This is a genomic window from Jidongwangia harbinensis (assembly GCF_020216025.1).
Taxonomy (GTDB): Bacteria; Actinomycetota; Actinomycetes; order Mycobacteriales; family Micromonosporaceae; genus Actinoplanes; species Actinoplanes harbinensis.
On record NZ_JAIWNC010000009.1, the window covers coordinates 42,783 to 57,825 of the forward strand.

Here is a 15,043-nt window from a genome sequence, read left to right on the forward strand (position 1 = left end):
GTCAGGGCCGCGGGTCCTCGCGCCGCAACGACGACCACACCCGGTCCGCGGTGAACGGCAGCTCGGTCAGCCGTACCCCGGTCGCGTCCCGCAGCGCGTTCGCCATGGCGGGCGCGACCGGGTTGAACGGGCTCTCGCTCATCGACTTGGCGCCCAGCGGCCCGATCGCGTCGTCGGTGTCCGCGAAGTGCACCTCGGTGTCCGGCACGTCGGCGAACGTCGGCAGGTGGTACTGCCGGAACCCGGTCGTGGTCACCGCGCCGGACGCGTCCACGTCGACGTGTTCGGCCAGCGTGGCGCCCAGCGCCTGGGCCACGCCGCCCTCGATCTGGCCGCGGCACTGCGCGGGGTGCAGCACGGTGCCCGCGTCCGCGCTGTGCACGCTGCGCAGGATCCGGATCGCGCCGGTGTCCGGGTCCACCGCCACCCGGAAGAACTGCGCGTTGAACGCCACCGAGCGCGGGCTGCCGGACCAGTGTCCCTCGCCGCGGACCGGGGCCGGGGACCGGGCGGCCAGGTCGGTGAGGCACACCCGGACGCCCCCGCACTCCACGTGCTCGGGGCCGAGTACCGCGGCGGGTCCGCCGGCCCGGGCCAGGATCTCCGACCGCAGGGCCCGGGCCGCGTGCAGCACCGCCCGGCCGGCGACGACCACGCCGGTGGACGCGAACGCGCCGGTGTCGTGTCCGACCAGGTCGGTGTCGGACTGCCGCACGGTGATCCGGTCACAGGTGGTGCCCAGCGCGTCCGCGGCGATCTGCGCGTGCACCGTGGTGCTGCCGTTGCCGAACTCCGCGGAGCCCACCGCCACCTCGTACCGCCCGTCGGGGAGCAGCGTCACCGCCGCGTCGGCGTGGTGACCGCCGGGCGGGCCCGCGGCGATCATCGCGATCGCCATGCCCTGACCGGTGAGCCAGCCGGGCGGTGCCGTCCCGGCCGGTTCGGCGGCGGCCGCCCGCATCACGTCCAGGCACTGGTCCAGGCCGTAACTGGCGATGGTGAGGTCGTCGGCGTGCGTGCCGGGCGCGGTCAGCGGGTCGCCGGGCCGGACCACGTTGCGTTCGCGCATCGCGACCGGGTCGAGGCCGAGCCGCCGGGCCAGTTCGTCGAGGACGGACTCGACCGCGAACGACACCTGGCCGAGGCCGTAGCCGCGGAACGCCCCGGACGGCACCGTGTGCGTGTAGACCGCGTACGCGTCCACCCGCTTGTTGGCGCACCGGTACACGGCGAGGGACTCGTGGCAGGAGTGGTACATCACGGCCGGCCCGTGGTTGCCGTACGCACCGGTGTCGCTCACCACCCGCAGCCGCATCGCGGTGAGCGTGCCGTCCCGCCGCGCCCCGGCCGTCATGGTCACCGTGAACGGATGCCGGCAGGTGGCCGAGGTGAACTGCTCGGCGCGGGTGTACTCCCACTTCACCGGGCGCCCGGTCCGCAGCACGGCGAGCGCCACCAGGTCCTCGACCAGCATCTCCTGCTTGCCGCCGAACCCGCCGCCGACCCGGCCGGTGAGCACCCGCACCCGGTCGGCGTCCAGGTCGAACAGGTCGGCGAGCGCCCGCCGGGTGAGGAACGGCGTCTGCGTGCTGGAGCGCACCACCAGCCGGCCGTCGTCGTCCAGCCAGGCCACCGCGCCGTGCGTCTCCAGGCTGGCGTGCTGGGCCCGCGGCGTGCGGAAGGTGGCCTCGTACACCACGTCGGCGCCGGCCAGCCCGGCCGCCACGTCGCCCAGCTCGTCGTGCAGTTCGCCGGCCGCGTTCGAGAAGCCGTCCTTGTCGCCGTGCACCAGCGGCGCGTCCGGTGCCAGCGCCGCCTCCGGGTTCAGCACCGCGGGCCGCACCTGGTACGTCACCCGCAGCCGCCGGCACCCCTCCTCGGCCGCGCCCTCGCTGTCCGCCACCACCGCGGCGACCCGCTGCCCGACGTGACGCACCACGTCGTCGAGCACCCGGGTGTCCGCCGGATCCTCGTCGGGATGCTCGTGCCGGGCCGTGGAGAACAGCTTCGCCGGGGCGTCGGCATGGGTCAGCACCGCGCGGACGCCCGGCACCGCGAGCGCCTCGGACGCGTCGACCGCGACGATCCGGGCGTGCGCGTGCGGCGAGCGCAGCACTTTCAGATGCAGCAGCCCCGGCACGTCCAGGTCGAACGTGTACCGCGCCGCGCCGGTCACCACCTGCGGGCCGGCGGGCGCACCCGGGCTCGTCCCGATCGACGTCCCCGGCGCCGGCTGGTCCACGGCGTGGCGACCGGCCAGCGCGTCCGCGATCGCCCGGTACCCGGTGCAGCGGCACAGATTCCCCTTAAGGGCCCGGGGGAGATCGCCGAGCTGACGCTCGTCGAACGCCGCCGCCGTCATGATCATCCCGGCCGTGCAGAAGCCGCACTGGAAGCCCTGCGCGTCCAGGAACCGCTGCTGCACCGGATGCAGCGCGCCGGGCGGTGCCAGTCCCTCCACAGTGGTCACGTGGCGGCCCCGGGCCCGGAACGCCGGGTACACACAGGAGTGCACGGGCTGACCGTCCACGTGCACGGTGCACGCGCCGCAGTCGCCGGTGTCGCACCCCTTCTTCACCCCGAAGCAGCCGGTCTCGCGCAGGTAGGTGCGCAGGCACTGGCCGGCCCGCGGCGGCTCCGGCCGCATCTCGCCGTTGACCGTGACGCCCGCGTCGGCGCTCATCCGGCCAGCTCCGCGCGGATCTCCTCGGCGAAGCGCCGGGTCAGGTGCCGCCGCCACGCGGGCAGGCCGTGCACGTCGTCGACGTACCCCTGGTCCGGGATCCGCTCGGCCAGCGCCACCTGCACCGTCTCGGCGTCCGGCAGCACCGGGAAGACCAGCCGGTGCGGCCGGAGCGTCGCCCCGGTCACGGTCAGGACCAGACCGCCGCCGGGGTCGCGCCGGCCGATCACCAGCGCGGCCGAGCGGCCGTGCGCGTGCAACGACCCCTGCCGGTACGTGGACCGGCCGGTCAGCGCCGCGGCCGGCAGATGCACCGACCGCAGCAGCTCGCCGTCGGACCGGACCGTGGTGCCCGCCCCGGTCACGAAGTCCGCCACCGCGACGGTCCGCCGCGCACCGTCCGGCCCGAGCAGCAGGCAGGTGCCGTCCAGCGCCGCGGTCAGCGCGATCATCGGCCCGGCCGGCAGCGCCGCGCACAGGTTGCCGCCCACCGTGGCCACGTTCCAGATCTTGAACGAGGCCAGGAACGCCGAGCAGCAGCCGCGGGCGATCCCGTGGAACGCCTCGAACCGCGGCGCGCCGGCGAACTGGTACAGCTCGGCGACGGTGCAGGTGGCGGCGATCTCCAGCCCGTCCTCCCGCACGGTGAGCGCCGGCCAGCCCGCGGCGGCCAGGTCCAGCAGCCGGGTGACGTGCGGCTGCGGTTCGGCGAAGAGGGCGGTGCCGCCGCCCAGCCAGGCGTCCCCGGGGCGCCACTGGCCGGGGCGGGCCGGACTGACCACCTCGACAACGGTATTCAGGTCCACGTCCCGACGTTACGCGTGCTCTGTTACCGCCTGGGTCATTTCCGGCCGCCGGATCAGCGGCCGAACAGCGCGAGGGCCGCCGCCACCGTGCCGGCCCAGGCGGCGTACAGCAGCAGCGGCCGGCGCCGCGGGTCGATCGCCGGCGGGGGTGGCAGCTCGCCGCCGGCGAACGCCCGCGTACGGGCCAGGCGTAACGCCGCCACCAGCTGGTCGGCGTCGCGCTGGTCCGACCAGGACGGCCAGGGGCGGGGCGCCGGTACGGTCAGGACCGAGTCCCCGGCGGTGAGGATGACGGTGCCCGCGTCGTCGTGGACGGCGGCGCTGTCCACGGTCCAGGGTTCGCGGATCCGGTCCCGGAACCCGACCGCCGCCACCCCGCCGGTGTGCCAGCGCAGCCGGGGGCGGAGCTGCGTCCGCCAGCCGAACTCGTGGCCGGCGGCCGCCACCACCGCGACCGTGGCCGCCGCGGCCCAGCCGGTCACGCCGCCGCGGTGCAGCATCTCCGCGGCGGCCAGCGCGGCACCCAGCCCGATCCCGACGGTGGAGCACCAGGCCCGGCCGGGCGCGACCCGGTGCTCGCGTTCCTGGGCCGGCGGCGCGGCGCGGTCGGCGTCGGTCAGCGCGTCCGGGTCGACCAGCTGGTCCTCGTCGTCGGACACCTCGCGGGGCAGGCCGTGGTCCGGGTCGTAGGGCACCCGCACGGTCGCGCCGACCGGCTCCACCGGGACGTGCAGGCGCCCGGCCACCTCGACCGCGCACCAGCCGCCGGTGCGCGGTTCCCCGTAGAGGACCGCGGGCAGCGTCTCCGGTTCGTCGTCCTCGTCGGCCCGGGACGAGTACCCGTCCGCGGTGTCGACGCCGAACTCGACCGCGGTGCGGCCGTCCGGGGACGGCACCAGCACGTGCAGGTAGCCGAGCTGGTCGACGACCCGGACGTCGCGCACCGGCTGGGGGCCGGTGAACAGGGCCCGCAGCCCGCGCCGGCGGTGCGCGCCGCGGGCCAGCAGCGCCGCGCCCAGCCCGGCGGCGGCCACCACAACGGTGAGCCACGGCGCGGTGCGGTCGGTGCGCCACGGCACCGCCAGTCCGGCCGAGACCGCGGCCAGCAGCAGGGCGGTCCCGGACAGCAGGGACGGGGTGGCGACCGCGGGCAGCGACCGCGGGCGGGGCGGCATCCGGCACGGTGCGCCGGTGCGGGGCCGGGGGCCGGCGCGCCGGGCCACCGCCGTCACCAGGGCGGCGTACGCCCACGGCACCACCAGTCGCCAGCCCAGCGTGGTGTGGAAGAACGTGGTCGGCAACAGCCAGACCGCAGCGCCGCCGGTCGCCGCCCAGGCCGCCGCGGGCCGGTGCGCGTACACCATCAGCGCCGGCGCGAGCAGCGTGCCGAGCAGCAGCCAGTCCGCGGGACCGGGCGGGCACGGCGTCGCCGGGGTGCACCGCGGGTCGGGCGCGCCGCCGGCCAGCACGGCGAAGCTCAGCACGGCGGCGGCGGGCACCAGGTGGATCACGGGTACGAACCGGCGCATGGCACCATCCTGCCGGTCACGCGCCGTCGATCAGGGCAGATCCAGCTGGTACAGCACGGACCGGTGGGTCGGCGCGTACCCGAGGGCCCGGTTGATCCGGCGCATCGCGGCGTTGCTGTCCGCGGTGTCCGCGACCAGCCCGGACAGGTCCGGGAAGCGCGCCCGGGCGAGCCGGATCGACGCGGCCTTCATCCAGCGGGCCAGGCCCTGCCCGCGATGTTCCGGCAGCACCCCGGTGCCGTAATGCAGGCCGTCGCCGGTGCCGGCGCCGGGCACCACGAGTTCGGTGAAGCCGGCGACCACGCCGCCCGGCTCGGTGAGCGCCGCCACGGTCAGCAGCACGTCACCCCGCGCGGCCACGGCCGCGGCGACCGCCCGGACCCGGTCGGTGTCCCACGGTCGCCGGTCCGGCTCGGCGTCGTCCATCGGCATGTCGTCCATCGCCCGGCGGGACGCGGCGAACGTCGCGGCCAGGTCGCCGGGCACGGTGCCGGTCCAGCTGGTCAACCGGTAGCCGGGGTGCGGCGCGTCGGCGACCGCGGACAGCGCGCCGGTGTCCAGGCCGCGCAGCGGCAGCCGCACGTAGGTGAGCGTGAGCACCCGCCGCAGCCCGCGGGCGGCCAGGAACGCGTCGCCGGGCGTGCCGAGGTCCACCGCGTCGGTCACCACGGCACGCATCCGCCGTTCGCGGGCCGCCGTGTCCACCGCGTCCAGCAGCCGGGTGCCGATGCCGCGGCGCCGTTCGGCCGGGTGCACGGCCAGCTCCAGCCCGCCGGTGCCGCCGGGCTCACCGGGCGGGCGCAGGAACGCGGAGCCGAGCGGCCGACCGTCACCGGCGGAGGCCAGCCAGCCCAGGCGGTCGCCGTCGCGCACGGCGGTCACCCGCACCGCGGCGTCGGCGGGGCGTTCGCCGGGAACGCGGTACCCGGCGAACAGCGCACCGCCGGCCTGGTCCAGCAGGCGGCGCAGGAGCGCGGCGATCCGGTCCGGGTCCCCGGCGGCGGCCAGCCACTCCGCGGCCAGGGCGGGGTCCAGGTCATGGAGTTCGCGCAGCAGCCACTTGGAGCGGCCCACCCAGTGCCCGCCGAGCCGCAGCGCCGCCTCGCCGGCGGTGACCCAGGCGGCGCCGGCGATCGCGGTGCGCTCACCGGGGTCGGTGGCGTGCACCAGGTCGTCGAGCGTGTCGGTCAGGGCGTACCGCTCCGCGCGGGTCGCCGCGTCCGGCAGCGGGCCGGGGCCGGCGGCCAGCACCGCCGCGCACCGCGCCGTGATCTCGCCGGGGTCGCCGGCCACCGGGACGCCGGTGGCGACCATCCGGTGCAGCGTCGGGCGGCGGCCCGGCAACTCCCGGGCCAGATAGTGGGCGAGGGTGTCGCGGTCGTGCACGAACAGTTCCACCGGCCACCCGCGGAAGTGCAGGGAGGCGCGGTGCGGGGCGGCCGGGTCGCCGTCCGGCAACTGCACCACGATGTCCAGGTCGGAGCCGGGGGTACGCCGGTCGGTCAGCACGCTGCCGGTGACCACCGCCCACACCGCCTCCGGGAAGCGTTGCGCGATCAGCGCCCGGGCGTCGTCCACCGGATGTTGCTGCACGCCGACAGCCTGGCCGCACCGGCCGTTCCCGGCAAGCGCGAATCGCGCCCGGCCCGCGGTTACCCGAAGGCGCACGCGGCGACGCCCTTTCACGCCTTGCCCGCACCGCCGCGCCCGAAGAAAGATCATTTCCATGGGGGCGGGTGCGGTGATCGGGGGAGTCGCGGGCGCGGCGGCCGCCGTGGCGGTGCTGACCGGGGTGGTGCTCGCGGTGCAGATCGTGGTCACGCCGCGCCGGATCCGGGTGCCCGAGGAGCCGCCCCCGCGCGGCGACGTGACGTACGGTCCGCGGTCCGCCCAGCGGGCCCTCACCATGGTGGTGCTCGGCGACTCGTTCGCGGCCGGCTACGGGGCGAGCCGGTCCCGGGAGTGCCCGGCCGCGCTGCTGGCCGCCGGGGTGTCCCGCCGGATGCGGTGCCGGGTGTCGGCTTACACGCTGGCCGTGCTCGGCGCCGAGACGCCGGACCTGTGTCACCAGGTGGACCGGGCGGTCCGGCTCCGGCCGGACGTGGCGGTCGTCTACATCGGCGGCAACGACGTCACCCAGCTGTCCGCCCAGGGTGCGCTGGTGCGCCAGCTCGGCGACGGCGTCCGCCGGCTGCGCGCGGCCGGTTGCGAGGTGGTCGTGGGCACCTGCCCGGACCTGGGCGTGCTGCCGCCGTTCCGGGCGCCGTTGCGCTGGCTGGCCCGGTTCCTCAGCCGGCGGCTGGCCGCCGCGCAGACGGTCGAGGTCCGCCGGGCCGGCGGGGTCACGGTGTCGCTGGCGGAGCTGCTCAATCCCGCGTTCGAGGCGGACCCGGACCGGATGTTCGGCGCCGACCGGTTCCACCCGTCGGCCGACGGATACGCCAAGGCCGCCGCCGTCACGCTGCCGACGCTGCTCGCCGTCCTCGGCGCCCGGTCCGGCCGGCGGCCGGTGCCCGTCCCGCGTACCACGGTCCCGGTCGGGTTGCCGTCACTCGGAGCTGCGGCCCGGTAACTGTCGGGAATTAGCACTGGTCAAGCCGGTCGCTTTCCCGCCGCTCGAACTCATACTGAGCGGGAGAGGACGGCATCCGGTATGCAGAATCCCGATCTCGACACCCTGGCCCGTACCGCTTCCCACGGCGACCTCGCCGCCCTGAACGTGCTCCTGGCGACCGTGCGCCCGGAGGTGCTCCGGATGTGCTCGCGCCTGCTGCGCAACCGCGAGGACGCCGAGGAGGCCTGCCAGGACACGCTGCTGGCGGTGGCCCGGGGCATCCCCGCGTTCCAGGGCCGGTCCGCGTTCCGTACCTGGCTGTACCGGATCGCCACCAACCGCGCCCGGTCCGCGCACACCGCCGGATGCCGCCGCGCCGCCGACCGCCTCGACGCCGTGCCCGAGGTGGCGGACGCCCGCCGGACCAGCCTGATCGCGAGCACCCGGCTCGACCTGCTCGACGCGCTGGCCGGCCTGAAACCGGAGTTCGCCGAGGCGGTGGCGTTGCGCGACGCCTTCGGCCTGAGCTACCGGGAGATCGCCGGGCTGCAACAGGTCCCGGAGGGCACCGTGAAGTCGCGCATCCACGAGGCCCGGCACCAGCTGCGGGCCCGGCTCGAACCGGACGCGGCCTGACCCGCGACCGGGGCCGCCCGGACCGGCGGGCCGGTCAGCTCGCCAGCACGTCGGCCACCGTGCGGCGGTGGGTCGGCGTGCCCGGCTGGCCGTACCCGATCCGAATCGCCATCTGCGGCACGCCGAACCGGCCCAGCGCACGGCTCAGCTGGTCGCGGGCGGCCGGCACCTCGATCGGCTGGGAGATCATCGAACTGGCCAGCCCGGCGTCCGTCACGGTCAGCAGCACCCGCTGCAGCGCCTGACCCGCCGCGATCTGGTCGGCCGGCCGGTCGCCGGCCGAGCCGAGCACCGCCACCAGCGGCTCCGGCTCGTAGTCCCGCCCCGGTGCGCGCCGCCGGTCGGAGAACGAGCGCTGCGGCAGCAGATCCTGCGGCTCCGGAGCCGGGGCGCCGGCCGTCACCGGTACGCCGTCCGGCGCCACGTCGGCGTGCAGCCAGGCACTCATCTCCGCCTGGTAGCCGTAGTCGCGGCGCAGCACCCGGTCGGCGCTGCGGGCGATCTCCGCGAAGCCGGTCAGCGCGGTCATCCCGACCAGCAGGTTCAGCCAGCAACCCTCGGCCCGCGCCGCCTCCAGCAGTCGCACGCGCACCTCCGAGGGCACCGGGTCCGGCCAGAACGGCAGCCGGTTGCTGTACCGGCGGGGCACCGCCGCGTACAGGTCCCGTTCCGGGTACGTGGGCGGGCGCGGCGGTCCCGGGGTCAGCCGGGCGGCCACCTGCGGGTCGGCGTGGTCCGGCCGCAGCACCACCTCGGCGGGCCGGCCGGTGGACGCCAGCGCGAGCCGGGCGTTGTAGGTGGCCGCACCGCAGGCGATGCGCACCGCCCACCCGCCGCTGTCCGCGACCTGCAGCCGGCGCAGCGGGTCGGCCAGCACCTCGATGCCGCCGTCGCGCAGCCGGAACCGCCACGGCTGACTGTTGTGCAGCGACGGTGCCCGGATCGCCGCCTCGGCCGCCAGCCGCAGGTCGGTGTCGTCGTAGCGGTTCACCGGAGGTCTCCTTCGACGGTGATGACGTCCTCGGCGGCGCGGCGGGGCGCGGCGGGCAGCGGGGCGCCGTCCTCGGCGTACCCGAGCCGGACCACCAGATAGGGTTCGCCGACGTCGGACAGCAGGCCGCGCAGCAGGTGCCGGGGCCAGTCCACCTCGATGGTGTCGGACAGCGGCGCGGTCGCCAGCCCGTCCGCGGTGGCCAGCAGCAGCAGCGCGGACAGCGCCTCGCCACCCCGCAGCAGATCGGCCCGTTCGGTGGTGGTGCCGAACAGCACCACGTACGCCGCGCCCTGGTCGTGGCCGTCGCCCGCGACCAGCCCGGCGCTGCCGTCCGGGGTGTAGTCGCGCACCGGGACCCGCCGCGGCGCCGGCTTCACCGCGGTCGCCGGCGGTACGCCGTCACCGTGGAACGCCGGCCGGTTGGTCCACTGGTGCAGTTCGGCCCGGTACGCCGGATCGTCCAGCTCGGCGTCCGCCGCCCGGGCCGTCGAGATGGCCAGCATCGGCATCTGGTCGCGCCGCACCACGTGCAGGTACGCGCCCTCGTGCTCGACGAAGCGCCGCAGCCGGGTCAGCACGTCGGCGGGCACCGGCCGCTCGCCGAAGGCCCGCCGGTCGGTGCGGCGGCGGTGGATCGCGGCGGCCATCCGCCGCGCCTCCGGATTCGCCGGCACGGCGGTGCCCAGCCGGATCCGGGCCAGCAGGTCCGGCCGGGCGTCCTCGGGGAGACGTTCCACCACGGCGGTCCAGCCGATCGACGCGATCACGGTCCGCGCGTGGTGCAGCGCGGCCCCGCAGCTCAGCAGCATCAGCCGGCCGTCCGGATCGACCGTGTCCAGCTGGCGCGACGTCTCGGCGTACAGCTCCAGGCGGTCGGCGGCGAGCCGCCAGCGCCACGGCTGGGTGTTGAAGACCGACGGGGCGTGCAGCGAGGCACGGGCGGCGGCGTCGAGCACGGCGCGGACCTCGGAGCGGGCCGGGCGGTCGGGCGAGGCGGTCATGGCGGGAACCTCCGGTTCGGGTCTCCCTCTCACGGTGCCGGTCGCCCGCCCTCGCCGTTCAGGGCCGAAAGACCCGTGTCGGCCGGTCAACCGGCGGTCGGCACCCGCCACTGCACCAGCGTGCCGCCGGCGCTGCCCGGGCCCACCTCGAACGTGCCGCCCAGGTCGTGGGCGCGCTCGCCCATGTTGACCAGGCCGCCCCGGGCCCGGTCGAGGTCGGTGCCGATCCCGTCGTCCTCGACCGCCAGCGTGACCGCGCCGTCGGCGGCCCGGACCGACACCCGCACCGTGGTGGCCGCGGCGTGCCGGGCCACGTTCGACAGCGCCTCCCGCAGCACCGCCAGGATCTCCGGCACGATGTCGTCCGGGACGGCGCTGTCCACCGGGCCGGAGACGTCCAGCACGGGCCGGAACCCGAGCGCGTCCGCGGCGGCGTCGACCGCGTCCCGCAGCTCGGTGCGCAGCGTGGTGCCGACCGGGGCGCGCAGCTCGAAGATCGAGCGGCGGATGTCGCGGATGGTGGCGTCCAGGTCGTCGACCGCGTTGTTGATCCGCTGGGCCGCTTCCGGCCGCAGCGTGTGCAGCGCCATCCCCTGCAGCTGCATGCCGGTGGCGAACAGCCGCTGGATGACCACGTCGTGCAGGTCCCGGGCGATCCGTTCGCGGTCCTCCAGGACCACCAGCAGCTCGCGTTCCTCCTGCGCCCGGGCCCGCTCCAGGGCCAGCGCGGCCTGCCCGGCGAAGCTGGACAGCAGCGCGGCGTCGTCGTCCATCCGCTCGGCCCGGTCCGCGGCGTGGCCGACGATGAGCACGCCGTGCAGGGTGTCCGAGCCGGCCAGCGGCGCGGCCAGCGCCGGACCGTCCGGCACCGGGCCGGGCCACTCCGCGGCGGTGCGCAGGTCGTCGATGATCTGGTACTTCTCGTCGCCGAACCGGTCCACCCACTCGTTCTCGGTCGGCACGGTGCGGCCCGCCAGGTCGGCGCAGCGCGGGTCGGCACCCTCGGCGACCTCGATCGTGTACCGGGCGTTCTCGGCGTCGTGCAGCAGCACCAGCACCAGGTCGGCGTCGGCCACCTCACGGGCCCGCCGGGCGATCAGTTCCAGCGCCTCGGTGCGGCGTACCGTTCCGAGCAGCACCGAGGTGATCTCGGCGGCCGCGGCCAGCCAGCGTTCCCGGCGCCGGGCGATGGCGAACAGCCGGGCGTTGTCGATGGCCACGCCGGCCGCCGCGGCCAGCGCGATCACGATCTCCTCGTCGTCGTCGCTGAACTCGGCGGCGCCCTGCTTCTCGGCCAGGTAGAGGTTGCCGAAGATCTGGTCCCGGGTGCGCACCGGCACCCCGAGGAAGCTGTGCATCGGCGGGTGGTTGGGCGGAAAACCGTACGACCGTGGGTGTTTCGTGATGTCCGGCATCCGGACCGGGTGCGGGTCGGTGATCAGCAGCCCGAGCACGCCCCGGCCGTGCGGCAGGTCGCCGATGGCGGCGTGCGTCTCCGGGTCGATGCCGTGCGTGATGAAGTCGGACAGCAGGCGGTCCGACCCGATCACGCCGAGCGCGCCGTAGCGGGCCCCGACCAGGGCGCACGCGGACTCCACGATGCGCTGCAGCGTGCTGCGCAGATCGAGGTCCGAGCCGATCCCGACGACCGCGTCGAGCAGCGCGCGCAGCCGCTCCCGGCTGGTCACCACCTCGCCGACCCGGTCGAGCATCTCCTGCAGCAGCTCGTCGAGGCGCACCCGGGACAGCGGGCCCAACCCGAGATCGGGGGTCTGCGGTCGCGTGCTGCCAGTCGGTTCGGCCATGCCTGCAGGCTATCGGGCCGGACCCCGGACACGGGTGCGGCCGGGGCTCCGCGGAGCCCCGGCCGCACCGGGTGATGCCGTCCTCGATCAGTCGCGCATCTGCAGCACGAGCGCCCAGTACACCAGTTCGGTCGTCTCCGCCGTGGTCAGCCCCGACTTGCGGTTGAGGCTGTGCAGAGCGATCTTGACGATGTAGTGCCCGAACTGACCCTTGTTCAGCGCCACGTCCAGGTCCTTGAACGGCTGGGGGGTGGGCCCGTCGGCGTACTTGTGGGTGAGGGCGATGAGCCAGGCCACGGTCGGCTCGACCGTGTAGGTCACCTTGACCGGGGCCGCGGCGTTGCCGGCCCGGTCCACCGCACCCGAGCAGAGCACGGTGTGCTTGCCGCTCTTGACGGTGTGCGCGACGACCGCCTCGGTGGCCACCCCGGACTCCCGGTCGACGGTACGGCAGGCGACCACCGGTTCGGCCTCGGCACCGTAGGTGCCGCCGTTCGCGACACCGGCCACGGTCACCGTCGGGGCGATCCGGTCGACGCCGATCGTCACGGAGGTGCTGGCGCTGTTGCCGGCCTTGTCGTACGCGATTCCGGTGACCCGCTCCTCGGTGGCCACCCCGTCGGCCGGGCACTCGGCGATGCCGGAGCCGGTGTCGGTGCAGGTGAACCGGACGGTGGGCGGGGTGCGGTACCAGCCGCCGGCACTGGCGTCACCGATCACCGTGGCGGTGATGGCCGGGGCGCTCCGGTCCACGCTCACCGTGACGGTGGCGGTGGTGGTGTTGCCGGCCTTGTCGACCATGGTGCCGGTGATCTCCTGGCCGGCGCCGTCCGTGGTGACCGGAGTGTCCTCCGGGCAGACGGCCACACCGGAGTCCTCGTCGCGGCAGACGAACCGCACCACCGGCGCGGTGCGGTACCAGCCGTCGGCGGTGGCCGTGCCGTCGATCGTGGCGGTGAGTTCCGGCGCGAACCGGTCCACGTTCACGGTCACCGCGGCGGTCGCGGTGTTGCCGGCCCGGTCCTTCGCGGTGCCCACGACCTGCTGTCCGGAGCCGTCGCCGTACACCGGCACGTCGGCCGGGCAGGCGGCGATGCCGGAGCCGGACTCGGCGTCGGTGCAGGTGAAGTGGACGGTCGGGGTGGTGCGGTACCAGCCGTCCGCGGAGAGGTCGCCGAGCACCTCGGCGGTGATCGCCGGGGCGGTCCGGTCGATGTCCAGCACCACCGTGGTGGAGGAGGTGTTTCCGGCCGCGTCGACCGCGGTGCCGGTGACCTCGCGGTCGGTGCCGTCGGTGTCCACGGTCCGGTCCGCCGGGCACGAGGCGATCCCCGAGCCGGTGTCGGTGCAGGTGAAGCGGACCGTCGGCGGGGTGGTGTACCAGCCGTCGGCGTTCGCGTCACCGACCACGGTGGCGGTGATGACCGGGGCGACCAGGTCGAGGTTCAGCACGACCGGGGCGGTGGCCGTGTTGCCGGCCTTGTCCAGCGCGGTCCCGGTGATCGTCTGGTGCAGGCCCTGGACGTTGACCGGGGTGTCGGCCGGGCAGGTGGAGATGGTGGAGACCGCGTCCGAGCAGGTGTACCGGATGACCGGCGCCTTGCTGTACCAGCCGTCGGCGTTCTTCGCGCCGATCACCGAGGCGGTGATCGTCGGCGCGGTCTGGTCGACGTTGAGCGTCAGCGTGGTGGTCACGGTGTTGCCCGCCGGGTCGACCGCGGTGGCGGAGAACCGCTGGGCCGCACCGTCGGTGGTGACCCGGATGTCGGCCGGGCAGGTGGCCACCGTGCCGCTGTTGTCGGCGCAGGTGAAGTGGATGGTCGGCGGGGTGCGGAACCAGGCGTTTGTGGCCTTGTGCGACAGCGTCGCGGCGATCGTCGGCGGGGTCCGGTCGGGGCCGGTCGCCACCGTGGTGGTCGTGGTGGTGGTGTCCGTGCCGGTGTCGCTGGACGGGGCCGTCGACGAGCTGGCCGACGGGGTCGCGGCCGGCGCCTCGGTGCTCGGGCTCGGTTCCGGGGTGGCCGGCGGCGCCACCGGCGGGGTGACCGTGGCGGCCGGTTCCACCAGGGCCGATCCCCAGACCGGTACCGAGCCGGCGACGGCGCTGCTGCCGCCGTTCAGGTTGTACGCCTTGACCTCCACGATCCAGCTGGTGGCGGTGTCCAGGGCCAGGGTGTGCGAGGTGAGGGGCACGGCCACCTGCACCGACTTCGTGATCTTCGACTGTCCGTAGCTGACCAGGTAGTAGCTCGGGGCCGGGCCGGACTTCGGCGCCACCCAGACCGCCTCCACGGTGCCCGGTGCGTCCGCCCGGCGCTGCACCACCAGGTTGGTGGGTTCGGCCGGCCGGAACCGGTCCAGCAGCGACTTCGCCGGGGCGCACGAGCCGTACTCGTTCACCGTGAAGACCTGGAGCGTGTAGGCCCGGGCCGGGTCGATGCCCTCGTACCGGAACGACGTGTCCATGCTGACCTTGTCGGACAGCACGACGCCGTCGGAGAGCCGGGTGAACACGGTGCGGTATCCCGTCACCGGCGTGTAACCCAGCCACGCCGGAGCGCGCCAGGTCGCCACGGCGACCGTGCCCTCCTCCTCGCGGGTGGGGGCCAGGCCCATCACCATGCCGGGGGTGAGCGACTTCAACGACCACGTCCCGGTGTAGGCCGTCGAACCGTCCGCGTCGGACGCGCCGACCCGGATCTTGTAGGACGTGCACGCCTCGGGCGCGTCGATCTGGTACGAGGTGGTGGTCGCCGGCACGTCGACGACGGTCTGCACGTCACCGGCGATGATGTCGACCACGTAGTGGTCCGCCACCCCGCCCGGCTTCCAGGACATCTGGATCTTGTGCTCGTCGGCGGCGGTTCGCGCCACCGACAGGTTCTTGGGTGCTGCGGGTGCCGCGGTTGCGACGGACGGGATGCCCACGACGATCGCCGTCGCGCCCACCAGCCCGGCACTCACCGCGGTGAGCAGTCGCCTCGCGTTCATCTGGCCTCATCTCGTTCGGGGTGGTCCACCGTTCTCATCGGCGG

10 protein-coding genes are annotated in these 15,043 nt (G+C 75.3%); 2 read left to right on the forward strand and 8 right to left on the reverse strand.

Features of this window, described 5'->3' with window-relative positions:
- Nucleotide 1: 1 nt before the first annotated feature.
- From LDL48_RS13860 to LDL48_RS13875, 4 genes are read right to left on the reverse strand one after another with little or no spacing between them, the layout of a single operon-like run.
- Nucleotides 2-2,683 carry a molybdopterin-dependent oxidoreductase gene (locus tag LDL48_RS13860; protein WP_225255501.1) on the reverse strand — a complete coding sequence of 894 codons (2,682 nt, stop codon included), beginning with the start codon at nt 2,681-2,683 and terminating at the stop codon, nt 2-4.
- Entirely contained in the window at nt 2,680-3,489 is an 810-nt protein-coding gene (locus LDL48_RS13865) for an FAD binding domain-containing protein (protein ID WP_225255502.1), read from the reverse strand. The genes LDL48_RS13860 and LDL48_RS13865 overlap by 4 nt, the downstream gene beginning before the upstream one ends.
- A 53-nt stretch (nt 3,490-3,542) precedes the next feature.
- Nucleotides 3,543-5,018: a hypothetical protein gene (locus tag LDL48_RS13870; RefSeq protein WP_225255503.1), complete on the reverse strand. Its 1,476-nt coding sequence runs from the start codon at nt 5,016-5,018 to the stop codon at nt 3,543-3,545.
- 30 nt (nt 5,019-5,048) lie between these two features.
- Entirely contained in the window at nt 5,049-6,611 is a 1,563-nt protein-coding gene (locus LDL48_RS13875; protein WP_225255504.1) for a GNAT family N-acetyltransferase, read from the reverse strand.
- Between the two features lie 133 nt (nt 6,612-6,744).
- Between LDL48_RS13875 and LDL48_RS13880 the strand changes: the two genes are divergently transcribed.
- On the forward strand, nt 6,745-7,590 hold the full coding sequence (locus tag LDL48_RS13880; protein WP_225255505.1) for an SGNH/GDSL hydrolase family protein: 846 nt from the start codon (nt 6,745-6,747) through the stop codon (nt 7,588-7,590).
- Between the two features lie 81 nt (nt 7,591-7,671).
- Complete coding sequence (locus LDL48_RS13885; RefSeq protein ID WP_225255506.1) at nt 7,672-8,208, forward strand: RNA polymerase sigma factor; 537 nt, start codon at nt 7,672-7,674, stop codon at nt 8,206-8,208.
- 34 nt (nt 8,209-8,242) lie between these two features.
- Here LDL48_RS13885 and LDL48_RS13890 read toward each other — a convergent pair whose 3' ends face one another.
- From LDL48_RS13890 to LDL48_RS13905, 4 genes are all read right to left on the reverse strand, one after another.
- Nucleotides 8,243-9,199 carry an Acg family FMN-binding oxidoreductase gene (locus LDL48_RS13890; protein ID WP_225255507.1) on the reverse strand — a complete coding sequence of 319 codons (957 nt, stop codon included), beginning with the start codon at nt 9,197-9,199 and terminating at the stop codon, nt 8,243-8,245.
- Entirely contained in the window at nt 9,196-10,203 is a 1,008-nt protein-coding gene (locus LDL48_RS13895; RefSeq protein ID WP_225255508.1) for an Acg family FMN-binding oxidoreductase, read from the reverse strand. Before LDL48_RS13895 ends, LDL48_RS13890 begins: the two co-directional genes overlap by 4 nt.
- 86 nt (nt 10,204-10,289) lie before the next feature.
- Entirely contained in the window at nt 10,290-12,008 is a 1,719-nt protein-coding gene (locus LDL48_RS13900) for a GAF domain-containing sensor histidine kinase (RefSeq protein ID WP_225255509.1), read from the reverse strand.
- A gap of 87 nt (nt 12,009-12,095) precedes the next feature.
- Nucleotides 12,096-14,999: a fibronectin type III domain-containing protein gene (locus tag LDL48_RS13905; protein ID WP_225255510.1), complete on the reverse strand. Its 2,904-nt coding sequence runs from the start codon at nt 14,997-14,999 to the stop codon at nt 12,096-12,098.
- Between the last annotated feature and the right edge of the window lie 44 nt (nt 15,000-15,043).